We start from the raw sequence: 22315 nt of genomic DNA, 5'->3' as shown, positions 1-22315 counted from the left end.
GACGTTCTGACATCGATGTTTCAGGCGTATGACGTCATCGAAATGTAAGGTTCTTTTTCAACCATCCTTCGTGCATTTCGTGTAACGTGACAGTTAGATGTCAGAGCCATCAGACGATACGGCACCTCACCGGCCAAGGCGGAAGCGAAAGAACTATTCGCTGCTGATCCTCGTCGCCGGCATTCTGGCGTTCGGCGCCGCCGCCGGCGCACTGGTCTATGTGCTGCGTCCGATCACGCTGAAGATCGCGGTCGGCCCCGCCGGCAGCGACGACGTCAAGCTGATCCAGGCGTTCGCCCAGACGTTCTCGCGCGAGAACGGTTCGATCCGCCTCACACCCGTCGTCACCGAGGGCGCGACCGAAAGCATCGCCGCCTTCACCGCGCACAAGGCCGACCTTGCGGTGGCGCGCGGCGATCTCAATCTACCGCCGAATGCCGAGGCGATCGCGATCCTGCGCAAGAACGTCGTGGTGCTGTGGGCGCCGTCCGGCCTGCCGCCGAAGGGATCGAAGAAGCAGCCGACGGCGAAGATCAAGGGCATCGACGATCTCGCCGGCCACAAGATCGGCGTGATCGGCCGGACGCAAGCCAACGTCACGCTGCTGAAGGTGATCCTCACGGAATCGGGCCTCAATGCCGACAAGGTCACGATCGTCCAGTACGGCACCAACCAGATCGCCGATCTCGCGCGCGACACGACGCTCGACGCCTACATGACGGTCGGCCCGCTCGAGAGCAAGATCACCGCGGATGCGATCGCGGCGACCGCGACCGCGCGCGGCGAGCCAAAGTTCCTGCCGATCGAAGTCTCGGAAGCCATCGCGCAGAAGCATCCGATCTACGAGTCCGAGGAGATCGCCGGCAGCATCTTCTCGTCCTCGCCGGCGCGCCCCGAGGACAAGGTCGAGACCGTCAGCGTCAATCACCTGATCGTCGCCCCGCACAGCATGGCGGAGACGACCGCGGCCGCGCTGACGCGGCAGCTGTTCACCCAGCGTTATCTGGTAGCGCGCGACGTGCCGAGTGCCGGCAAGATGGAGAAGCCCGACACCGACAAGGACGCCTCGCTCCCCGCGCATCAGGGCGCCGCCGCCTATATCGACGGCAACGAGCGCACCTTCCTCGAGAAATACACCGACTACATCTGGGGCGCGATCCTGATCCTCTCAGGTCTCGGCTCGGCCGGCGCGTGGCTGCGTCACTACTGGCGCCGCGACCAGCGCGAGCAATATCTCACCCATCGCGACAATCTGCTCGACCTGATCTCCAAGGCGCGGCAGGCCGAGACCACGGACGAGCTGGCGGCGATGCAGCAGCAGGCCGACGATCTCCTGCGTGAGGCGCTCGACTGCTTCGACGACGGCGCGATCGAGGAAGACGATCTCTCTGTGATCGGGCTGACGCTCGAGCAATTCCACCACGCCATCGCCGATCGTCGCGCCACGCTGGGTGGCGGTGGCGCGCCCGAGATGCCGCGGATGCGGGTGGGGTAGAAGCCGTCACTGGCAGGATGGGTGGAGCCCCACGAAAACCCCGCCTTAACCACCCCACGAAACACGCACGAAACAATTCCTTAAAGCCACGAAACCATTTTGGCGATTTCGTGCAAACGTCCTGAAACGCTTGACCTGTAGGTATTTGCCTCAACGACGCGCCGAAACTGGCGCGCAGGGCGCAAAATAACAGGGGTCGACCATGTTCAATTCCAAGCTGTTCATTTCAGCCAAGATTTCGTCGCGTCTCGCCGCTGCCGCCTTCGGTGCGCTGGCCATTGGCGCCGCAGCTTTCTCCACCTCCGCCGCGGCCGCGCCGCTACCGATCTTCCCCTTCATCCTGCCGCCGCAGCAGGAATACGTTCCTCCGGTGCAGGCGATGCCGCAGCCGCAGGACGAGGACCGCACCTATGTCCAGCCGTCCCGCCTGAAGCGCCAGGTCGTCAACTACGCGACCCGCGAAGCCCCCGGCACCATCATCATCGATACCCCGAACACCTATCTCTATTACGTGCTCGGCAACGGCCAGGCGATGCGCTACGGCATCGGTATAGGCCGCGACGGCTTCACCTGGTCGGGCACCCAGTCGATCACCAAGAAGGCCGAGTGGCCGGATTGGACCCCGCCCGCGGAAATGATCGCTCGTCAGCCCTATCTGCCGCGCCACATGGCCGGCGGCCCCGGCAACCCGCTCGGCGCCCGCGCCATGTATCTCGGCGGCACCATCTATCGCATCCACGGCACCAACGCGCCGGAGACCATCGGCACCCGCGTCTCCTCCGGCTGCCTGCGCCTCACCAATGAAGACGTCATCGACCTCTATTCCCGCGTCAACGTCGGCACCAAGGTGATCGTGCTGCCGATGGCCGACCGCCGCGCCGACCTCGGCACGACCGTCCGCTAAGCCATCCCCAAGGTACTTCCCCGAGTACCACCCAAGACAGCGGCCCCGGCCCCCCACCGGGGCCGTTGTCACGTTTGCAGCGCGAGCCAACCCACTCGGCCACGAAGTGCAAAGCTCCGCCTCCGAACCAGCCGGTTCCCGCCACACTGGCGCCGCCGTCGGCGCGCCTGTACAAGGCCGTTTGGGATCACTCGAGCATGATCCGGAAAAGTGTGAAGCGGTTTTCCGAAAGATCATGCTCGAACTAAGGACCTGGGGGGACGATGCGTCTGCCGATGCATCCAAAGACGATTGGACTGGTTTTGAGCGCCCTGCTCGTGGTTGGCGCCTCGTTCCTGGTCAGCCTGAAGGCAATGGACTGGCTGTCGCCGCGTGGTGCCGTGCAGACGCCGCCGCTTGCGCAATTGCCGCCGCTGCCGACCGCGCCGCGCTCGTCGACCGTGGTGGCGCAGGTCACGGTCGCGCTGTCGGCGATCCGCGACGCCGCCGAGCGCGGTGCGCCGAAGACGTTCGGCGGCAAGGCTGACAATCCGGTGTCGGAGATCCTGCAGAACGCCGACATCGGCTGGACCGCCTCGCGCGGGCCGATCTCGGTCGGCGGCGCGCAGGACGCGCTGACCCTGGCGACGCCGATCAACGGCACGCTCAACGTGACCGGCTCGCTGTCGGCCAAGGCGACCGGCGCGGTCGGCGATGCGCTCGGCAGCCTGCTCGGCGGCAACGTCGCCAAGCAGATCGGCAGCGTGAACATCAAGAACCTCAACGCCAACGCCGAGATCAAGGGCAACGTCACCATCGTCTCGCGCCCGAAGCTCGGCGCGTCATGGCGCATCGAGCCGAACCTGCAGGCGCAGGTCAATCTCGGCGACACCAGCCTGCAGGCGGCGGGCGTCAAGGTCAGCGTGCCCGCGCAGGTCAAGCCTGTCATCGACAAGCAGGTCGCCGACCAGATGGCGGCGGTGCAGGCCAGGCTGCGCAACGATCCCGCCTTCGAGAACAATGCGCGCGCGCAATGGGCCAAGGCCTGCCGCTCGATCCCGCTGCAGGGCACGGGCGCGACCGCTTCGATGCCGGCGCTGTGGCTCGAGCTGCGGCCGACCCGTGCGATTGCCGCGCAGCCGAAGGTCGATGCGTCATCGATGATCCTCACCATGGGGATCGAGGCCGAGACCCGCATCACGGAGACGCCGACCAATCCGACCTGCCCGTTCCCCGAAAAGCTCTCGATCGTGCCGCCGATGCCGAGCCGGGTGGCGATCGGCCTGCCGGTCGACATCTCCTTCACCACGCTGACCCAGCTGATCGAAGCCCAGCTCAAGGGCAAGACCTTTCCGGAAGATGGTTCCGGCTCGGTCGACGTCACCGTCAAGAATGCCAGCGTCGCGGCCTCAGGCGACCGGCTGCTGATCTCGCTGCTGGTCCACGCCAAGGAGAAGACGAGCTGGTTCGGCTTCGGCGCGGAAGCCACCGTCCACATCTGGGGCCGGCCGCGGCTCGATCAGGCACAGCAGACGCTGCGGCTGACCGATGTGGAGCTCGCAGTCGAGTCGGAAGCCGCCTTCGGCCTGCTCGGGGCCGCCGCACGCGCTGCGGTGCCGCGGCTGCAGCAGGTGCTGGCCGACAAGCTGATGGTCGACCTGAAGCCGTTCGCCAGCAATGCGCAGAAGAAGATCGCCGACGCCATCGCCGAGTTGCAGAAGAGCGAGGACGGCGTCCGCGTCAACGCCGAGATCTCCAGCATCCGCCTCGCCGACATCGCCTTCGACTCGAGGACGTTGCGGGTGATCGTGGAAACCGACGGCACCATCAACGCCGCCGTCAGCGCGCTGCCGGCGCTGTAAAACTCGCGCGCTCCCTTCGCCTCTCCCGCGTGCGGGGGAGGCCGACGCGCTCAAAGAGCGCGGCGGGTGGGGGCTCTCTCCACGCAGGGAATCCTGGTGCGGAGACACCCCCACCCCGCCCTCCCCCGCAAGCGGGAGAGGGAGCCCATCCAACGTTCAGCTTGGAGAGATTAGCTCACCACGTTCCGATCAACGTGGTGATCGCGAGCAACGCGCCGGTGAGAATATTCGACAGGAACAGCCGGTAGCTCAGCTCCGGTCGCGCAAGGTCGAGCCGCCAGGTCTGCCAGGCGAGATGGCCGGCGATGACGAGCATGCCTGCACCGTAAGCGATCGACATGCCCGACAGCCAGCCGCCGATCGTCCAGGCACCGACCGTCAGTGCGTAGAACAGGCCGATGCACGCCTTGCCGTGCGGCCCGAACAGGATGGCGGTCGACTTCAGCCCGAGGCTCGTATCGTCGCGCACGTCGACATAGGCATAGACGGTGTCATAGCCGATCTGCCAAGCGATCGCCCCGATCCACATCAGCACAGCCGCAGCCGGGACATGTCCCGCGATCTCGGCCCATGCCATCAGCATGCCCCAGTTGAACGCGGCGCCCAGCATCGCCTGCGGCCAATGGGTGAAGCGCTTGCAGAAAGGATAGATCAGCACCAGCGGCAGCACGCCGATGGCGATCAGCCGCGTGAACGGCGTGAGAAAGATCAGCAGCATGGCCGCAAGCGCAAGCTCGACGGCCAGAAAGACAAACGCCTGCGGCACGCCGATCTGGCCGCTCGCCAGCGGGCGAAAGCGGGTCCGCTCGACATGGCCGTCAAAATTTCGATCGGCGATGTCGTTGATCGTGGAGCCGGCGCTTCGCATCAGCAACGCGCCGAGCGAGAAGACGAGCAGTAGCCGAATATCCGGCCATCCGTGCGACGCCTGGATCAGCGCCGCCCAGCACGGCAACAGTGTCAGCCATATCCCCACCGGGCGATCGAGCCGTGCCAGCCGCGTAAACGGCCGCCACGCGACCGGCAAGCGCCGGTCCACCCAATCGCCGGCATGAATGTCGCTGAGGTCCGGACGGTTCAAGGCAATCATGAGGTGATCTCGCTTCCGAGTGCCGTTCATATTAGCGAGAGCGGAACACGAAGCCCAATTCCATTTCAATCAGCAACAACCCTCCGTCCATACCGTTGCCATGCCCAAAAGTCGGCTTTGCGGCATCTCGCGAGGCCGGCTAAGACAGGCCTGTGGAATTAAGCCCTTAACAAGAAGCCAGGGAGAAGAAACATGAAATCACTTTTGGCCGCCGCTGCGGCCGGTCTCGCGCTTGCCGCCTCCGGCGGTGCGGCGCACGCGCAGATTTCCGACGACGTCGTCAAGCTCGGCGTGCTCACGGACATGTCGAGCCTGTATGCGGATGCCACCGGCAAGGGCTCGCTTGCCGCGGTGCAGATGGCGGTCGCCGACTATGGCGGCAAGGTCAAGGGCAAGCCGATCGAAGTGATCGCCGCCGACCACCAGAACAAGCCCGACGTCGGCGTCAACATCGCCCGCAACTGGTACGACAACGAGAAGGTCGACGCGATCATGGACGTGCCGACCTCGTCGGTCGCGCTGCCGATCTCGGCGCTGACGCGCGAGAAGAACCGGATCAACATCAATTCCGGCGGCGGCTCCTCCGACATCACCGGCGTCGCCTGCTCGCCCAACACGGTGCACTGGACCTACGACACCTACGCGCTGTCGAATGTTGCCGGCAAGGCGATGGTCAAGCGCGGCGAGGACACCTGGTTCTTCGTCACCGCCGACTACGCCTTCGGCATGGCGCTGGAGCGCGACGCGGCGAACGTGGTCAAGGAGAGCGGCGGCAAGGTTCTGGGCGACGTCCGTCATCCCCTGAACTCGTCCGACTTCTCGTCCTATTTGCTGCAGGCGCAAGCCTCGAAGGCCAAGGTCGTGGCGCTGGCCAACGCCGGCGGCGACACCACCAACGCGCTGAAGCAGGCCTCCGAATTCGGCCTGACCCAGGGCGGCCAGAAGATGATCGCGCTCTTGCAGGAGATCACCGACACGCATTCGCTCGGCATCAAGGCCACCGAAGGCCTGATCGTCACCGACGCCTTCTACTGGGACATGAACGACGAGACCCGCGCCTTCTCAAAACGCTTCAACGAGAAGGTCGGCCACATGCCGACCATGATCCAGGCCGGTCTCTATTCGGCGACCATGCATTACCTGAAAGCCATCGAGGCGATCGGCACCGACGAGGCGCCGAAGGTGATGGCGCAGATGCGCGCCACGCCGGTCAACGACTTCTTCGCCAAGAACGGCAAGATCCGCATCGACGGCCGCATGGTCCACGACATGTATCTGTTCGAGGTCAAGAAGCCGTCGGAATCCAAGGGCGAGTGGGACCTCTACAAGCTGATCGCCACCGTGCCCGGCGACGAAGCCTTCCGCCCGCTCGACAAGGGCGGCTGCCCGCTGGTGACGCATTAAGATCTCCCCTTCTCCCCGCTCTTCTTAGCGGGGAGAAGGTCGGGATGAGGGGCTGCCCCGCGAAAAGGGTATGCTCGGAAAGACTCCCTCTCAACCGCCGCGCAAGTGCACGTCGACCTGAGAGCGACCTCCGCGTGCGCCTTCAATCGCGCCGTGAATCGCCTACACTCTATGATGCTTTTCCATTCCCTTGCACCCAATGACCATTATATGGTACATGTACCATATGTAGTACAGCATGGCTCGTGAGACGCCTCGCAAGATTCCGGTCGTGTTCTATCGCACGCGCGGCGGGAGCGAGGTGGTTCGCGACTGGCTTCGCTCTCTCGATGACAGGGATCGCAACGCCATCGGGCTCGATCTGATGCGGGTCCAGTTTCGTTGGCCGGTCGGCATGCCGCTGTGCCGGGCCATGGGCGACGGCTTGTGGGAGGTCCGGACCAGCCTTCCGAGTCAGCGTATCGCCCGGACGCTGTTCTGCATAACGCGGGATCGCATCGTGGTTCTTCACGGCTTCATCAAGAAAACCCAGAAGACCCCCGATGACGAACTCTTGCTGGCGCGCAGGCGCAAGAAGGAATTTGAAGCTTGAGGAAGCCGCGAATGACCAAGACCAGGAAAAAGAAATCGCCCCGTTCGGCGGCCCGGTTGAGCACGCTCGACGATCTTCTGAAGGAAGACGGCAAGCTTGAGGAATTTCAGGCCGTGGCCATCAAGGAAGTTCTGGCCTGGCAAATTGCTGAGGCCATGAAGGCGAACAATATCTCGCGTAATGGCCTGGCAACCCGGATGAAGACCAGCCGCAGCCAGATTGGCCGTCTGCTCGATCCCAAAGACGGCAATGTCACGCTCAACACCTTGCAACGGGCGGCCCGCATGGTTGGGCGGTCATTGAAGCTCGAACTGGTCTGACAAAACAGGTGATAGCCAGTGCGCGGAGACTCCCCCTCACCCGCCGCGCAAGAGCGCGTCGATCTCTCCCCGCAAGCGGGGCGAGGTAAGAAAAAACGCGCCCGGCGGCACCGGGCGCGTTGCTCTTCTCACCGACGCACAGCCTTACTGCGTGGTGTCTCTGAATTCCGCTATCGCTACGAGCCCTCGAACTTGAACGAGACATTCAGCTTGGCGCGGTAGGCTTCGACCTTGCCCTTGGCGTCCAGTTGCAGATCGAGCTTGACGACTTCGGCGACGCGAAGATCCCGGAGGGTTTTGCTGGCTCTGGCGACGGCCGCAGCGGCCGCCTTTTCCCAGGACTCCTTGCTGGTGCCGATCAGCTCGATGACCTTGTAGACGCTCTCAGCCATGTCGTCCTCCCGTTGCTGTCAGGCAGGATGCAGGGTGCTCCTGCCGCAACCGAGCCTAACATCGGGATATCCTGGCTGATAGGATGCGCTGCACCATCGCGTCCGTGTAGATGAGCGCCAGGGCGAGACAAGTCGTCGCTGCAAAGCCAACCGGCGCGCGATCGATCCAACGAAAACGCGCCCGGCTGCACCGGGCGCGTTTCTTATTGCACCGACGCACAGCCTTTACTGCGTGGTGTACTTGAACTCCGGCATCGCCTTCAGCTCATCCTTGGTGGCGTTGAAGACGGCATGGTCCGGGTACCACGGATTGGGCTTCGAGGTCGTCGCAGCCGGCGCCGCGCCCGTGGTGGTGGTCGAGGTCTTGTTCGTGCTCGACGGGCCGGTGTTGGTGGTGCTGGCCGTGCCGGTGTAGGCGACCGGCTCGGTGGCGAATTTCACCTTCTCGATCGGCACAGCGACCAGATGCTCGCCGACGCCGAGGAAGCCGCCGACGCCGATCACGACCATCTTGATGGCACCGCTCTTCTCCATCAGGAGATCGTTGATCGAGCCGACGCTCTCATTCTTGTCGTTGTAAACGCTGAGACCGACGACCTTCGACGCGCGCCACTCACCCTGGGCCGATGTCGGCGAAACAGTGGTCGTCGTCGTCGTGGTTGCCGACGGCGCCATCTCGGTCTTCTTGGGTTCGGTCGGCGTCTGTGCGAACGCGGCACTCGCAAGCAACACGGAACCGGCGACGCCGGCCATGATGGTTTTAGCTAACATTGTTGGCTCTCCTCAGTTCACAAAATCATGGGTGGAGAACCCGTCACGTCAGCACTCGTTCCTAAGGAACATGCGATCAAAAGCCGCCCCAATAGGGCGGAACGCCGTAGTAGCGATGCAACTCCGCTTCCTGCGAGCGATCGCCCCAATCGAAATCCTTGTCGGCGCGGAACGACGGCGCGCGCTTCAACTCCTCGTCGTCGACGTCGAGTTCATAGGCTTCGAATTTCGGATTGTAGTGCAGCCGGCCCCAGGGCAGCGGAATGAGATTGGTGCCGATGCCGAGGAAGCCGCCGAAGCTGAGGATGGCGTAGGACACCTTGCCCGAGATCTTGTCGATCATCAGCCGCTCGATGTGGCCGATCATGTCGCCGCTGGGCCGCCGCACCGCCGTGCCCTCGACGCGATCGCTTGCAATCAATTGATGCGGCCTGGTCACGGCCTCGACTGCCATCGCAACCTCCATGCGCAAATGAGTAGAAAACCAACGCGTTGCACAACAGCGGGTTCCTCGGCCGCCAAATGCGACAGCCACCCTTCCCTTTCGGGAAGGATGACTGCACCTCAGAACGGAGCGATATCAGGATTTGTAGTCGATCAGGAGCGCCGAGAACGAGCTGCTGCCCGATGATGAGGAGGAGGAGCTGCCGTCCGAACCGTAGGTGCTCGACGAGGCCGACAGCGATTGCTGCAGCGACTGCAGGAACTGCTGCAAGACGTCGCTGATCGAGCTCGTAGCCGAACTGTCGCTGCTGCCGTCGCTGGAAGCCGAAGCGTCATCGGGCGGCGGGCCGGGCGGAGGTCCACCGGCACTGCCAGGACCGCCAGGGCCACCTGGACCACCGGCCCCGCCGGGGCCATTGGCGAAGGCAGCCTTGAACACGCCCTGCAGCTCGGTCGCCTGGTCGCTGGTCAGCTTGCCGGAGGCGACTTCGCCGCTGATCAGGTCGTCGATCTTCGACTTGAGCTCACCGTGCGACGGCCGGGTGCCGCTGGCTTCGTCGCTGGAACGGCTGGCCTGTAGCGAGGAATCGATGTCCGATAGTGCTGACGACAGCGCGTCCTGATCGGATGAACTGATGGTCCCTGAACTGACTTCCGACTGAAGCTCATCCTGCAGCCGCTGCAACGGCGACTGGTGAGCGTTCGCGGATGCCGCCGAAATCGAGGTCATTCTCCCTCCAAAATTGAGCTGCAACGCAAAAACCGTATGGTTAACCGCCTTAACAGGGGCTTTCTTGTCCCTTTCCAAGCTATTGCCCGGCATTTCCCGGGTAGTTATAGAAACAAAACGAAATAAAATTGTTCACCGTGTTGCTCGAATCTCCGACAAAAAGGTCGGCATGGCCCAGACACAACCGAACATCCTAGTCGTTGAGGACGACCGCGAGACGCGGGCGCTCATCGCAAAGTACCTCCGCACCAATTCCTGCAACGTCACCACCGCCTCCGACGGCCGCGAGATGGCCCGGGCGATGGCCGACCACCGCGTCGATCTGCTGATCCTCGACGTGATGCTGCCCGGCGAGGACGGCCTCAGCCTGTGCCGCAAGGTCCGGCAGGAATCGCAGACGCCGATCATCATGCTGACCGCGCGCGGCGAGGACGTCGACCGCATCCTCGGCCTCGAGATGGGCGCCGACGACTATCTGGCAAAACCGTTCAACCCGCGCGAATTGCTGGCCCGCATCAACGCCGTGCTGCGCCGGCAGGCCGCCGCGCGCAACGCCAGCGCGATCGAGGGCGCGACCACGCTCAACTTCCTCGGCTGGACCATCGACATTCGTCTCCGGGAACTGCGCAATCCGGAAGGCGCACGCGTCGCCATGACCAGCGCCGAGTTCGACCTGCTGCGCACCTTTTGCGAGCGGCCCGGCCGCGTGCTGTCGCGCGACAGCCTGCTCGACCTCACCCAGGGCCGCAGCGCCGGCTCGTTCGAGCGTTCGATCGACGTGCTGGTCAGCCGCATCCGCCGCAAGATCGAGCCCGATCCGCAGGAAGCCACCATGATCAAGACGGTGCGGTCTGGCGGCTACATGTTCACCCCGCGTGTCGAGGCGGTTGCTCCCGCAACCCACTAACGATGAATCTGCTGCGCGCCATGAGCTTGCGGGGAATCGGCGCGCAGATGGCCGCGCTGGTCGTGGCCTCGATCGTCGCGCTGCACATCATCCTCACCGTCAGCTTCCTGATCCACCGGCCGGACCAGCCCGAGCCGCCGGACCGCTGGCACACCCAGCTCTCCGCCGCAGCCCAACTGCTCGGCAGCGCACCGGCCGACGAGCGGCCGCACCTGATGGCCGACTTCGCGCGCGCCTTCCCGCAGCTCGAGATCGAGGCACTTTCTGCAAGCCCGACAGGGCTGATCGAGCTCGAGCCGCAGAGCCTGCACGCACTGCGCCGGCTCGATCCGAGCTACCACGTCTATCTGCTGCAGCAGGGCGGCACCGCGCCGAACGAGGGCGAGATCCGCCGCGTCGCGGTCCGCCTGCCCGACGGGGCGATGGTCTCAGCCAAACTGATGCCGGACCGGCCGCCGCGCTCGTTCTGGGGCGGGCCGTGGATGATGACGGTCATGTTCGCGGTGATCAGCGTGACCCTGCTCGGCCTGTGGGCGGCCTGGGCGCTGACCACGCCGCTGTCGTCCTTCGTCAAGGCCGCCGAAAGTTTCAGCCTCAACGGCGCCGCGGCGCCGCTGCCCGAGCGCGGGCCGGAGGAGATCCGCTCGCTGGCGCGCGCGCTCAACCGAATGCGCGAGCGCATCACCAATCTGATGGACGATCGCACCAAGATGCTGGCCGCGATCAGCCACGATTTGCGCACGCCGATCACGCGGATGCGGCTGCGCGCCGAGTTCATCGAGGACGAGACCCATCGCCACCGCATGCTGCGCGATCTCGACCAGATGCGCTCGATGCTGGAGTCGGTACTGTCGTTCCTGCGCAACGATCGCCGGCTCGAGGCCATGACGCTGGTCGATATCGCGAGCACGCTGCAGCTCGTCACCGACCAGTTCGCCGACATGGGCCACAAGGTCGCCTATGAGGGGCCGGAGCATGCGATGGCGACCGCGCGGCCCGACGATCTGCATCGCAGCGTCACCAACCTCCTGGAGAACGCGGTGCGGTTCGGCGGCGAGGCCACCGTCCGTCTCACCGCGACGCGCGAGCGCCTCACCATCGACATCGAGGACGACGGTCCCGGCATCTCCGACCTGCACAAGGCCAATGTGCTGGAGCCGTTCGTGCGCGGCGACGACGCGCGCAACCAGGACGAGGCGGAAGGCTTTGGCCTCGGGCTGTCGATCGCCAACGCCATCGTGATCGCGCACAACGGCACGCTGTCGCTGCACGACCGGCAACCGCATGGCCTGATCGTGCGCATCGAGCTGCCGGCGCGGCAGCAGCTGCAGAAGTCGGCTGCTTAATTTGGTTCAGGCCGCGAGCGGCTGGATCTGCTCTTCATCGTAGATCGCGATCGCTTCGAAGCGATAATCGCAGACGCGGCAATTCCATAGATACGACGTGCGGCCTTCGCTGTGCTCGACCCAGTCGGGACGCGGGATCGGCGTGCCACACTGCGCGCACGGATTTCCACGTGGCAGGTTGGCGTCCTGTGCCATGGCGCATCTCCCTCGAGAATCGCGAAACGGATGTCGCGTATTTTTTGAATGGACAGATGCTCTGACTCAAACTGAACATCGTCTGCCGTGTACTGTAATCCTCTCCTGATTCATTTGCACGACAATCCGTTGCTGCGCCGCGTGCGGCAAAAGCGTTCGTTACATTTTTAGGATTTTGCAGCACCGCATCTGTCACCGATCGCTGTGCATGTCAGGAATATTACGGAGGCGCAGGCACAGCATGTTGCAGGTTTTTGCCACATTCCTGCCCGCTCTCTGGACCATTGAGTTCCCGCGAAAATATTCACGCGCATTCCGCGCTGCTCCGGCTGACATGAAATTCCTGCACATCCTCGGCGCCTCGATCGCCACACTCCTGCTCTGCCCGGCTGCGCATGCGCAGCAGCGTGCACAGTATGAGGCGATGGTCGCAACGCACGCGCGAGCGAACCTTGTGCCGGAGGAACTGGTGCATCGCGTCATCGTGCGTGAGAGCAAGTATCAGCCGAAATTGATCGGCCATGGCGGCACCATCGGGCTGATGCAGATCAAGCTCGGCACCGCGCGCGGGCTCGGCTACACCGGCACCGCCGAAGGCCTGCGCGATCCCGAGACCAATCTCAAATACGGCATCAAATATCTCGCCGGCGCCTATCGCGCCGCCAATGGCGACCACGATCGCGCCGTCCGCTATTTCGCCGGCGGCTACTACTACGTCGCCAAGCGCCAGAAGACCGATCATCTGAAAGAGGCGAAACACGTCGGCGAAAGCGCGCCGCCGAGGCAGCTGCTGAAGCAGGAGCAGCAGGCGACGGCCGCCGAGGCGGCGCCGGAACAAGCTCCTAAATAGCTGCTCTCGTGTCCCGGACGCGGTGCAGCGTGCAACGCTGCTCCGCAGAGCCGGGACCGATTTCCGCCTCGAACACACATGGGCCCCGGCTCCGCAGCGCACGCTAGGGCGCTGCGCCGCGTCCGGGGCACGAGAGCGTTGCGTGCGTCGCAGAGGGGTCCTGGCATAACGCGTTGACACATCCGCTCACGGGCTTACATTAGGGGCGTTCCGAGGGGTGCTCCGAAGGAGGAGCTGAGATACCGCTAAATGGGCAAGCCTGCACAAGCCGGCCCAGGACCGCGGTGACCCTTTGAACCTGATCCGGGTCATGCCGGCGAAGGGACAGGGATGTATCAGACGACCAAGCCGCGGGGGGATTCCCCCGTTTCCATCATCGGAGCGGGCATTGCAGGGGCCTGGCAGGCGCTGCTGTTCGCGCAAGCTGGCCACGCCGTCACTTTGCACGAGCGCAGTGACGCTGCGATGACTGATGCCACCAGCCACTGGGCCGGCGGCATGCTGGCGCCGTGGTGCGAGGCGGAAACCTCGGAACCCGTGATCTCCAGGCTCGGCATCCGCTCGCTGGCGCTGTGGCGCGATCATTTCCCGAAAACACCGTTCAACGGCTCGCTGGTGGTGGCGCATCCGCGCGACCGCGCCGATTTCGAGCGCTTTGCCCGCCTCACCTCCGGCCATCGCCGGCTCGACGCCCGCGAGGTCAGCGCGCTCGAGCCCTCGCTGGAAGGCCGCTTCCGCGACGGATTGTTCTATCCCGAGGAAGGCCATGTCGAGCCGCGCCGCGTGCTGCCGCAGCTGCATGCCGCCATCGCCAAGGCCGGCGGCACCATCCGCTTCAACAGCGACGCTGATGCCGCCGACCTCGACGGCCTCGTGATCGACTGCCGCGGCCTTGCCGCGCGCGACACCGAGCCAACCCTGCGCGGCGTCAAGGGCGAGATGATCATCATCGAAACGGCGGAGGTCGAGCTGGCGCGCCCGGTGCGGCTGATCCATCCGCGCTGGCCGCTCTACGTGATCCCGCGCGGCGACGGCCGCTTCATGCTGGGCGCGACCTCGATCGAGGCCGAGGACACCGGCGTCAGCGTGCGCTCGGCGCTGGAGCTCTTGGGCGCCGCCTACGCCGTGCATCCGGCCTTTGCCGAGGCGCGCATCGTCGAGTTCGGCTCGGGCTTGCGGCCTGCGTTTCCCGACAATCTGCCGAAGATCAGGATCGACCAGGACCGGATCAGCGTGAACGGACTCTACCGTCACGGCTTCCTGCTCGCGCCGGCACTGGCCGAGCTGACGCTCGCCTATGTCGCGCGCGGCGAAATCGACAATGAGGTGATGCAATGCGCGTGATCGTGAACGGCGAGCAGCGGGAGATCGCTGCGGCGAGCGTCGGCGCGCTGCTGAGCGAGCTCGACTACGAAGGCACCCATTTCGCGATTGCCGTGAATTACGACGTGGTGCCGAAAAGCCGCTGGGCCGAGACCGCGCTGAAAGCCGGCGACGAGATCGAGATCATCACGCCGCGGCAGGGAGGGTGAGATGAACGCAGCTGGCGCTTCTCTTCGCCTCTCCCCGCCTGCGGGGAGAGGCCGGAATTTGCACAGCAAATTCCGGGTGAGGGGGACTCTCCGCGAGTCCAACTCTCGCCGTTCTCGCGGATGCAGCCCCTCACCCCAACCCTCTCCCCGCGAAGAGCGGGGCGAGGGGGCACACCGAATTTGAGGAGCCACCATCGACATGGTCACCTTCTACGGCAAATCCTTCCCCTCGCGCCTGCTGATCGGCACGGCGCTCTACCCCTCGCCCGCAATCATGCAGGCGGCGATCCGGGCGTCGGGCTCCTCGATCGTCACCGTCTCGCTCCGCCGCGAGGCCGCCGGCGGCAAGACGGGGGACGCCTTCTGGAATCTGATCCGCGAGCTCGGCGTCACCGTGCTGCCGAACACCGCCGGCTGCCGCAGCGTGCGCGAAGCCGTGACCACGGCCAAGCTCGCGCGCGAATTGTTTGCGACCTCCTGGATCAAGCTCGAGGTCATCGCCGACAACGACACGCTGCAGCCTGATGTGGTCGGCCTGGTCGAAGCCGCAGGCATCCTGATCAAGGACGGTTTTGAGGTGTTCCCCTATTGCACCGAGGATCTCTCGGTCGCGACACGTCTGGTCGACGCCGGCTGCAAGGTGGTGATGCCTTGGGCCGCGCCGATCGGCAGCGCCAAGGGTATCATCAACCGCGACGCGCTGAAGCTGTTGCGCGACCGCCTGCCGGATATCACGCTCGTGGTCGATGCCGGCATCGGCGCGCCCTCGCATGCGGCCGAAGCCCTCGAGCTCGGCTATGACGCCGTGCTGCTCAACACCGCGGTGGCAAAAGCCGCCGATCCCGTCGCGATGGCCAACGCCTTCCGCCTCGGCGTCGAGGCCGGCCGCACCGCCTATGAAGCCGGGCTGATGCAAGCCCGCGACTTCGCCTCCCCCTCCACCCCTGTCGTTGGGACCCCGTTCTGGCATGCCGTATCCTGATCCTTTCTATCCCGTCGTCGACAGCCTCAAATGGGTCGAACGCCTGACCAGGCTCGGCGTCGGCACCATCCAGCTGCGCGCCAAAGACCTCGACGACGGCGCAGCGCTGCAGATCGTCACCGACGCGCTCGCCGTCACCAGGGGCACGGCGACGAAGCTCGTGGTCAACGACTACTGGCGCGCGGCGATCGTCGCCGGCGCCGAGCATCTGCATCTCGGCCAGGAGGACCTTGCCGATGCCGATCTCGCCGAGATCAGAAAGGCGAAGCTGACGCTCGGCGTCTCCACCCATGACGACACGGAGCTCGAAACCGCACTCGCTGCAAAACCCGACTACGTCGCGCTCGGCCCGATCTTCTTCACCACGCTGAAGTCGATGCGGTTTGCCCCGCAGGGCATTCCGAAGATCACCGAGTGGAAGAAGCGCGTGGGCAACATTCCCCTTGTCGCGATCGGCGGCATCAAGTTCGAGCACGCGGCCGAAATCTTCGCCGCCGGCGCCGACTCGATCGCCGTCGTCTCCGACGTCACCCAGAACGCCGACCCGGATGCACGGGTGCGGCAATGGCTCGGCGTCCGCGCGGAGGCTGCGTGATGGAAGCGGCTCTCACCTTTTACCCCACTGTCATCGCCCGGCCTGTGCGCACTGCGCACAAGGACCGGGCGACCCAGTACGCCGCGGCTTCTCCGTATCCCACCGCAGCCTCTGGAATACTGGGTCCCCGCCTTCGCGGGGACGACAGCGAAATTTGTCTCTCGCGCCGCGGCGCCAACTGAATTCAAACGGAGGATCCCATGAACATCCGCTCCAACCCCGACACCACGCTTCCCGCCGTCACCACCGGCTCGCTCCCCGCCTCGCGAAAAATCTTCGCGACGCCGACAGCTGCGCCCGACCTGCGCGTGCCCTTGCGCGAGATCATCCTCTCCGAAGGTGCCGGCGAGCCGAACCTGCCGGTCTATGACACCTCGGGCCCCTACACCGATCCTGATGTCACCATCGACGTCAACGCCGGCCTGCCGCGCAACCGCCTCGCCTGGGTGAGGGAGCGCGGCGGCGTCGAGGAATATGAGGGCCGCACCATCAAGCCGGAGGACAACGGCAATGTCGGCGCGGCGCACGCCGCGAAGGCCTTCACCGCGCATCACGCGCCGCTGCGCGGCCTCGACGGCCACAAGATCACCCAGCTCGAATTCGCCCGCGCCGGCATCATCACCAAGGAGATGATCTACGTCGCCGAGCGCGAGAATCTTGGCCGTAAAGCTCAGCTCGAGCGCGCGGAAGCCGCGCTCGCCGATGGCGAAAGCTTTGGCGCAGCAGTCCCCGCCTTCATCACGCCGGAGTTCGTCCGCTCCGAAATCGCGCGCGGCCGCGCCATCATCCCCTCGAACATCAACCACGCCGAGCTCGAGCCGATGATCATCGGCCGCAACTTCCTCACCAAGATCAACGCCAATATCGGCAACTCGGCGGTGACCTCGTCGGTCGAGGAGGAGGTCGACAAGATGGTGTGGGCGATCCGCTGGGGCGCCGACACCGTGATGGACCTCTCCACCGGCCGCAACATCCACACCACGCGCGAATGGATCCTGCGCAACTCGCCGGTGCCGATCGGCACCGTTCCGATTTATCAGGCGCTGGAGAAGTGCGACGGCGATCCCGTCAAGCTGACCTGGGAGCTCTACAAGGACACGCTGATCGAGCAGTGCGAGCAGGGCGTCGACTATTTCACGATCCACGCCGGCGTCCGCCTGCCCTACATCCACCTCACTGCCAACCGCGTCACCGGCATCGTGTCGCGCGGCGGCTCGATCATGGCGAAGTGGTGCCTGGCGCATCACAAGGAGAGCTTCCTCTACACCCATTTCGACGAGATCTGCGACCTCATGCGCAAGTATGACGTCTCGTTCTCGCTCGGCGACGGCCTGCGTCCGGGCTCGATCGCCGACGCCAACGACCGCGCGCAATTCGCCGAGCTGGAGACGCTCGGCGAGCTCACGAAGATCGCGTGGGACAAGGGCTGCCAGGTCATGATCGAAGGCCCCGGCCACGTGCCGATGCACAAGATCAAGATCAACATGGACAAGCAGCTCAAGGAGTGCGGCGAAGCCCCGTTCTACACCCTCGGGCCGCTGACGACAGACATCGCGCCGGGCTATGACCACATCACCTCGGGCATTGGCGCCGCGATGATCGGCTGGTTCGGCTGCGCCATGCTCTGCTACGTCACGCCGAAGGAGCATCTCGGCCTGCCCGACCGCAACGACGTCAAGGTCGGCGTCATCACCTACAAGATCGCCGCCCACGCGTCCGATCTCGCCAAGGGCCACCCCGCCGCGCAACTCCGCGACGACGCCCTGTCCCGCGCCCGCTTCGACTTCCGCTGGCAGGACCAGTTCAACCTCGGCCTCGACCCCGAGACCGCGAAGAACCTCCACGACGAGACCCTGCCGAAGGAAGCCCACAAGGTCGCGCATTTCTGCTCGATGTGCGGCCCGAAGTTCTGCTCGATGAAGATCACCCAGGACGTGCGGGATTACGCGGCGACGCTGAACGATCCGACGGGCGTGGGGATGTCGGTGAGTGGCACCATCGAGGATGGGATGGCGCAGATGAGTGCCAAGTTCAAGGAGATGGGCGAGAGCTTGTATCTGGATGCGGAGAAGGTGAAGGAGAGTAATCGGGTGTTGTGAGAACCGCTTTCATCTCGAGCTATTCCCAAGATAACAACAACGAGAGCCGGACACGTGTCCGGCTTTCACCTTTTGGCCGGTAGCCCGGATGAGTGCAGCGATATCCGGGGTTGTATCCACCCCGCATATCGCTACGCTCATGCGGCTACATCTTCGCACTCGTCCATACCACCATGACCACCGACCTCACTGGCGTCTGGGACGGCACCTTCATCCAACCCGGCGTCGGCATGGTCACATTCCTGGCGACGCTGATCGACGCCGGCGGCGTGCTTGGCGGGAGCGTGAGCGAGCCCTGCCTCATGCCCCGCTGCCCGATCAGCACCCACAACGCCTCGATCTCCGGCCAGCGCTCCGGCAGCGTGGTGTCGTTCGTCAAGCGCTACGAGCCGCCGGGCTATGGCTATGACACCGTCATTTACGAAGGCACGGTCAATGCCGAGGCGACCGAGATCGACGGGCGCTGGCGGCTGCCGGGCCTGTCGGGGACGTTCCTGATGGTCCGCGCGACTCGGCCGGGGGAAGCGGTGACGACGGAGGACGAGGTCAAGGAGCCGGTGCGGTAGCGTGGGATCATGTGGATCGACCGCGGCGATCACCTCTCCCGGAGGGAGAGGTCGGATTTCGAGCGTCGCGAGAAATCCGGGTGAGGGCTTCAGATCTATCGAGGGACCGCATCCCCTCACCCGGCGCTACGCGCCGACCTCTCCCAAGGGAGAGGTGAACTCCCGCTGCCGCGCCAGCCGAACCAATCTCACGATCGACTAGCGGTCCGCATTGCCGCTTCAGCTCAACGCCGCCAGCTCCCGCGCGAGATTGTCGCGCGCCCGCCGATCATACATCGCTGCAAATCCATGATCGGGATAGATCACCGCCCGCACCGCAAACCGCCGCAGCACACTGGCACGGCCGGCGCGATAATCGGCATCACCAACATGAATGAACTCCTGCCGGATCGCGGCCGCATAGGCGTCGTAGCGCGCTCCCTCGGCGCCGAGGATGCTGAGGTCGATCGAGATCAGGATCGCGCCGAGGCGATCGTCGGGCTGGACGTCGTGCGACTTGGTGAGGCGGATCAGGCGGCCGACCTCGTCTCTGATATCAGCGCGCACGTGCTGCTCGGCGAGTTGCGCGCTAAGCTCCTCGTTGTCCGACCGCGTCGGATCGTAGACAACGTCGTGCCACCAGATCGCCTCGGTCAGGATCTCGCGCTCGGCCGCGGAGAGACCGTCCAGGCGCGCGAGCGCGGCGAGGCAATCCTCGATATGCGCGAGGTTGTGGTAGTGGCGGCCGGGCGCGGTGTAGGCGGCTGCCAGTTCTTCGCGGGTCATGGCTGAGGTATAGGATCAAAGCCGCGGAGATGGTAGCCATCGGCTGGGATGACCGACCCCGACCTCTACCGCCTCCCCGATCAGCTCCGCGCGGGTCTCCGCCTCGTCTTCGTCGGCACCGCGGCAAGCACACGCTCGGCGGCCGTCGGGCACTATTACGCCCATCCCGGCAACCGCTTCTGGCGCGCGCTGCATGAGGCTGGCATCACGCCGCGGCGCTATCGGCCCGACGAGTTCGCCGCCCTGCTCGATCTTGGCGTCGGCTTCACCGATCTCTCCAAGTCCGGCGCCGGGATGGATCACGAGATCGACCGCGAGACCTTCGACGTCGTCGGCTTCCGGAGCAAGATCGAGACGTATCGGCCGAAGACCGTTGCCTTCACCAGCAAGAAGGCTGCGAGCCTGTTTTACGACACGCCGACCAGTGCGATCGCGCTGGGGCAGCAAGCGAAGATGAGCGGGTTTCCCGATGTGTTCGTGCTGTCCTCGCCGTCGGGCGCGGCATCGGGGAGCTGGACGTTGCAGCCGTGGCGGGAGTTGGCGGAGTGGATCGAAAAGTAGGGTGGGTTAGCCCTGCGGCTGCGCGAAGCGCAGTCCGGGATACCCATTTTCTACGACAACGACTTCAGCACCGGCTGATCTTTCCTAAAGCCAGCATCGCAACCTTCGTCCCACGGAAAGCGTCCCTCGCGATCTGGCCAAACCAGTTGCAGGCACGGGAACGGACGCGACTGCTTGGCGTAGAACCAGATCGCCGTTCCCAGGTATGCTTGATAGTCCGCCAGCGGCACCTCTGCGAAGCAAACCTTGTGGCCGACGATGATATCGTCGCAGACGTCGCCATCGGCGAACATTCGTCCGGAAGCCGCCTGATCGCGGATATCGTTGATGATCGCCTGCGCCGTCGCAGGCCTCAGGCCGAAGATGACGATTTCCGCGTGCCCATAGTTGACGAACAACCCGATCGAGAACGCGTAATCCGGCGTGCTCGCGTCACCTCCGATCCCCATGATGTGACAACCGTGTTCACGCACGTTGCGGATGAGCTTCTCGTCGGCCTCTTCCTCTGGAACGGGCCATTTGAAATTGTCGAGCATCGACGTCCCACATCAGGCACACAACAAAGGTCAATCAGGGTAACCTTCCGCACTGGCCATTTGCAAGGAATGGGCTAGGCTCTCCGCAGCCCAGCACCAAGAGGCACCCATGCCCATCACCCACTTCCCTCCCCCGCCCGGCGTCAAGGCGCCGCCGCTGTCGTTCGGCGCGCGCGTCGGCGATTTGCTCTTCATCTCCGGCATTCCCGGCTTCGACGCCAACCGCGCGCTACCCGACACGTTCGAGGCGCAGTTCGCCAATGTCGTGACCAACTTCACCCGCGTGCTGCATGAAGCGGGCGCGACGATCCACGATCTCGTCAAGGTCAACGTGCTGCTGACGCGGGCTTCCGACGTCGCCACCATGAACGTGCTCTATGCCGGCGCGTTCGGGCCGGCGCCGTATCCGGCGCGCACCACCTGCGTGGTGCTGGCGCTGCCCGATCCGAAGATGCTGATCGAGATCGAGGGCGTGGCGTCGCTGGCGCGGTGAGGACGACGTAACGTGCCGTGAGGTGAGCATGCTGCTCGGCTCCCTCTCCCCTTGCGGGAGAGGGTGGGGAGAGGGGTGGCCCCGGGCGAGATGGTTGATGAGGCTATCACTCGCGCAATCTTTCGATCACTCGTCGTCACAACACTCTCGGAAAGACTACCCGAGTGGACCCCTCTCCCTAACCCTCTCCCGCAAGGGGAGAGGGAACCCTTCCGCCGGTGCGTCCCTCACATCTTCACGTGGTCCAGACTGTTGCCCGTTCGACACGACGGGCAAATCAGCCGGCCCGCCAAAAACCTGTCAACCCCGCCATCCAAAAACATTCCTCTTTACGCGAACTTCTGATTATGCTAACAATTGGTCATCCCGCCCGTCGAGGGGCGCTTCGCGAGTCGTCACGAACGTGGGTGGGATGCGGTGGACGCTGAGGCGCACGAGACGAACGCGCCAAGGCGGACGGTGAAGTCGTGTGGGCCTGCCGCCCCGATGTTGGTGGTAAGCACGCGAGAGGCCTAAAGCCGATCGCGGACGATGGTGGCACAAAAGCAGAGTCTCACCAGGGCGAGCACGTATAAGCCGTAACCCATCGCGCAGGGAAGGCCGGCGTGCCTCCGCTGCATTTGTATGCTCGTGCGCGCACTCTTCTATCCATTGCGCACGGGACCGCGGGTGCAGCGTGCGCCCGGCTTTCCCTGCGCCCTCAGTTTCAAGGGAGGGCGGAACGAGATGCAAAACTCGGGCGATTGCCGCCGCGAGAATGCGGACTCACATCCGCGTCGCTGTTTGACAGCTTGAACCCGAACCAACCCGACCGTCGTCCTGGCGAAGGCCAGGAGGTGGATTCACATTCGAAGTGCAACACTTGAGCAGCAAAGACCTCTGCCGGGGTCTTGAAGTCAAGGCAT

The 22315-nt window shown here is 64.6% G+C and carries 25 protein-coding genes and 1 riboswitch; of the genes, 17 read left to right on the top strand and 8 right to left on the bottom strand.

Going from position 1 to position 22315, the window contains the following annotated elements:
- The first annotated feature begins 97 nt into the window (after positions 1 to 97).
- From JQ604_RS20990 to JQ604_RS20980, 3 genes are all read left to right on the top strand, one after another.
- On the top strand, positions 98 to 1495 hold the full coding sequence (locus JQ604_RS20990) for a TAXI family TRAP transporter solute-binding subunit (protein WP_212360861.1): 1398 nt from the start codon (positions 98 to 100) through the stop codon (positions 1493 to 1495).
- Positions 1496 to 1697: 202 nt separating this feature from the next.
- On the top strand, positions 1698 to 2399 hold the full coding sequence (locus JQ604_RS20985) for a L,D-transpeptidase (RefSeq protein ID WP_212360857.1): 702 nt from the start codon (positions 1698 to 1700) through the stop codon (positions 2397 to 2399).
- Between the two features lie 263 nt (positions 2400 to 2662).
- Positions 2663 to 4240 carry a DUF4403 family protein gene (locus JQ604_RS20980; protein WP_212360852.1) on the top strand — a complete coding sequence of 526 codons (1578 nt, stop codon included), beginning with the start codon at positions 2663 to 2665 and terminating at the stop codon, positions 4238 to 4240.
- A 175-nt stretch (positions 4241 to 4415) separates the two neighbouring features.
- On the opposite strand, the gene ubiA is transcribed toward JQ604_RS20980, so the two are convergent.
- Positions 4416 to 5330, bottom strand: coding sequence for a 4-hydroxybenzoate octaprenyltransferase (gene ubiA / locus JQ604_RS20975; protein WP_212360850.1), 915 nt, complete (start codon positions 5328 to 5330; stop codon positions 4416 to 4418).
- A 192-nt stretch (positions 5331 to 5522) separates the two neighbouring features.
- Between ubiA and JQ604_RS20970 the strand changes: the two genes are divergently transcribed.
- From JQ604_RS20970 to JQ604_RS20960, 3 genes are all read left to right on the top strand, one after another.
- Positions 5523 to 6734 carry an ABC transporter substrate-binding protein gene (locus tag JQ604_RS20970; RefSeq protein WP_212360846.1) on the top strand — a complete coding sequence of 404 codons (1212 nt, stop codon included), beginning with the start codon at positions 5523 to 5525 and terminating at the stop codon, positions 6732 to 6734.
- 238 nt (positions 6735 to 6972) lie between these two features.
- On the top strand, positions 6973 to 7326 hold the full coding sequence (locus JQ604_RS20965) for a type II toxin-antitoxin system RelE/ParE family toxin (RefSeq protein WP_212360842.1): 354 nt from the start codon (positions 6973 to 6975) through the stop codon (positions 7324 to 7326).
- Positions 7327 to 7337: 11 nt separating this feature from the next.
- Positions 7338 to 7646 (top strand): helix-turn-helix domain-containing protein, encoded by a 309-nt coding sequence (locus JQ604_RS20960; protein ID WP_212360839.1) that lies wholly within the window; start codon positions 7338 to 7340, stop codon positions 7644 to 7646.
- 176 nt (positions 7647 to 7822) lie between these two features.
- Here JQ604_RS20960 and JQ604_RS20955 read toward each other — a convergent pair whose 3' ends face one another.
- The 4 genes from JQ604_RS20955 to JQ604_RS20940 all read right to left on the bottom strand — a co-directional run bounded on the left by JQ604_RS20955 (position 7823) and on the right by JQ604_RS20940 (position 9983).
- Complete coding sequence (locus JQ604_RS20955) at positions 7823 to 8038, bottom strand: dodecin family protein (protein WP_212360836.1); 216 nt, start codon at positions 8036 to 8038, stop codon at positions 7823 to 7825.
- A 225-nt stretch (positions 8039 to 8263) separates the two neighbouring features.
- Positions 8264 to 8809 (bottom strand): PRC-barrel domain-containing protein, encoded by a 546-nt coding sequence (locus JQ604_RS20950; protein ID WP_212360832.1) that lies wholly within the window; start codon positions 8807 to 8809, stop codon positions 8264 to 8266.
- A gap of 76 nt (positions 8810 to 8885) precedes the next feature.
- On the bottom strand, positions 8886 to 9263 hold the full coding sequence (locus JQ604_RS20945; protein ID WP_212360829.1) for a PRC-barrel domain-containing protein: 378 nt from the start codon (positions 9261 to 9263) through the stop codon (positions 8886 to 8888).
- Positions 9264 to 9389: 126 nt separating this feature from the next.
- On the bottom strand, positions 9390 to 9983 hold the full coding sequence (locus JQ604_RS20940) for a hypothetical protein (RefSeq protein ID WP_212360824.1): 594 nt from the start codon (positions 9981 to 9983) through the stop codon (positions 9390 to 9392).
- A 169-nt stretch (positions 9984 to 10152) separates the two neighbouring features.
- Here JQ604_RS20940 and JQ604_RS20935 point away from each other — a divergent pair, with 169 nt between their 5' ends.
- Positions 10153 to 10890 carry a response regulator gene (locus JQ604_RS20935; RefSeq protein WP_212360820.1) on the top strand — a complete coding sequence of 246 codons (738 nt, stop codon included), beginning with the start codon at positions 10153 to 10155 and terminating at the stop codon, positions 10888 to 10890.
- A 2-nt stretch (positions 10891 to 10892) separates the two neighbouring features.
- Positions 10893 to 12236 (top strand): ATP-binding protein, encoded by a 1344-nt coding sequence (locus JQ604_RS20930; RefSeq protein ID WP_212360817.1) that lies wholly within the window; start codon positions 10893 to 10895, stop codon positions 12234 to 12236.
- Positions 12237 to 12242: 6 nt separating this feature from the next.
- Here the strand turns inward: JQ604_RS20930 and JQ604_RS20925 are convergent, their stop codons facing one another.
- Positions 12243 to 12431: a hypothetical protein gene (locus JQ604_RS20925; RefSeq protein WP_212360814.1), complete on the bottom strand. Its 189-nt coding sequence runs from the start codon at positions 12429 to 12431 to the stop codon at positions 12243 to 12245.
- A 334-nt stretch (positions 12432 to 12765) separates the two neighbouring features.
- On the opposite strand from JQ604_RS20925, the gene JQ604_RS20920 reads away from it, so the two are divergent.
- From JQ604_RS20920 to JQ604_RS20890, 7 genes are all read left to right on the top strand, one after another.
- Positions 12766 to 13281, top strand: a complete 516-nt coding sequence (locus JQ604_RS20920; protein ID WP_212361491.1) for a lytic transglycosylase domain-containing protein — start codon at positions 12766 to 12768, stop codon at positions 13279 to 13281.
- Between the two features lie 203 nt (positions 13282 to 13484).
- A riboswitch (TPP riboswitch) is annotated at positions 13485 to 13623 on the top strand.
- Complete coding sequence (locus JQ604_RS20915) at positions 13612 to 14625, top strand: FAD-dependent oxidoreductase (RefSeq protein WP_212360810.1); 1014 nt, start codon at positions 13612 to 13614, stop codon at positions 14623 to 14625. It overlaps the preceding riboswitch by 12 nt.
- Positions 14616 to 14813 (top strand): sulfur carrier protein ThiS, encoded by a 198-nt coding sequence (gene thiS, locus JQ604_RS20910; RefSeq protein WP_212360806.1) that lies wholly within the window; start codon positions 14616 to 14618, stop codon positions 14811 to 14813. The genes JQ604_RS20915 and thiS overlap by 10 nt, the downstream gene beginning before the upstream one ends.
- Positions 14814 to 15012: 199 nt before the next feature.
- Entirely contained in the window at positions 15013 to 15795 is a 783-nt protein-coding gene (locus JQ604_RS20905) for a thiazole synthase (RefSeq protein WP_212360802.1), read from the top strand.
- Positions 15782 to 16390 carry a thiamine phosphate synthase gene (locus tag JQ604_RS20900; RefSeq protein WP_212360799.1) on the top strand — a complete coding sequence of 203 codons (609 nt, stop codon included), beginning with the start codon at positions 15782 to 15784 and terminating at the stop codon, positions 16388 to 16390. Before JQ604_RS20905 ends, JQ604_RS20900 begins: the two co-directional genes overlap by 14 nt.
- A gap of 200 nt (positions 16391 to 16590) precedes the next feature.
- Positions 16591 to 18489, top strand: coding sequence for a phosphomethylpyrimidine synthase ThiC (gene thiC, locus JQ604_RS20895; RefSeq protein WP_212360795.1), 1899 nt, complete (start codon positions 16591 to 16593; stop codon positions 18487 to 18489).
- A gap of 173 nt (positions 18490 to 18662) precedes the next feature.
- Entirely contained in the window at positions 18663 to 19055 is a 393-nt protein-coding gene (locus JQ604_RS20890; RefSeq protein ID WP_212360791.1) for a hypothetical protein, read from the top strand.
- Between the two features lie 219 nt (positions 19056 to 19274).
- Here the strand turns inward: JQ604_RS20890 and JQ604_RS20885 are convergent, their stop codons facing one another.
- A complete protein-coding gene (locus tag JQ604_RS20885) occupies positions 19275 to 19820 on the bottom strand; it encodes an HD domain-containing protein (RefSeq protein ID WP_212360788.1) in 546 nt (181 codons plus the stop codon).
- A gap of 48 nt (positions 19821 to 19868) precedes the next feature.
- Here JQ604_RS20885 and JQ604_RS20880 point away from each other — a divergent pair, with 48 nt between their 5' ends.
- On the top strand, positions 19869 to 20381 hold the full coding sequence (locus JQ604_RS20880) for a mismatch-specific DNA-glycosylase (protein ID WP_212360784.1): 513 nt from the start codon (positions 19869 to 19871) through the stop codon (positions 20379 to 20381).
- A 50-nt stretch (positions 20382 to 20431) separates the two neighbouring features.
- Here the strand turns inward: JQ604_RS20880 and JQ604_RS20875 are convergent, their stop codons facing one another.
- Positions 20432 to 20917: a DUF4262 domain-containing protein gene (locus JQ604_RS20875; RefSeq protein WP_212360781.1), complete on the bottom strand. Its 486-nt coding sequence runs from the start codon at positions 20915 to 20917 to the stop codon at positions 20432 to 20434.
- Between the two features lie 109 nt (positions 20918 to 21026).
- Here JQ604_RS20875 and JQ604_RS20870 point away from each other — a divergent pair, with 109 nt between their 5' ends.
- The gene (locus tag JQ604_RS20870) at positions 21027 to 21410 is read left to right on the top strand and encodes a RidA family protein (RefSeq protein ID WP_212360779.1); all 384 of its coding nucleotides are present in this window, start codon (positions 21027 to 21029) and stop codon (positions 21408 to 21410) included.
- Positions 21411 to 22315: the final 905 nt, after the last annotated feature.

The sequence above is a fragment of the Bradyrhizobium jicamae genome, assembly GCF_018130695.1.
Taxonomy (GTDB): domain Bacteria; phylum Pseudomonadota; class Alphaproteobacteria; order Rhizobiales; family Xanthobacteraceae; genus Bradyrhizobium; species Bradyrhizobium jicamae_B.
This window is presented reverse-complemented; position numbering and strand designations above follow the sequence as displayed.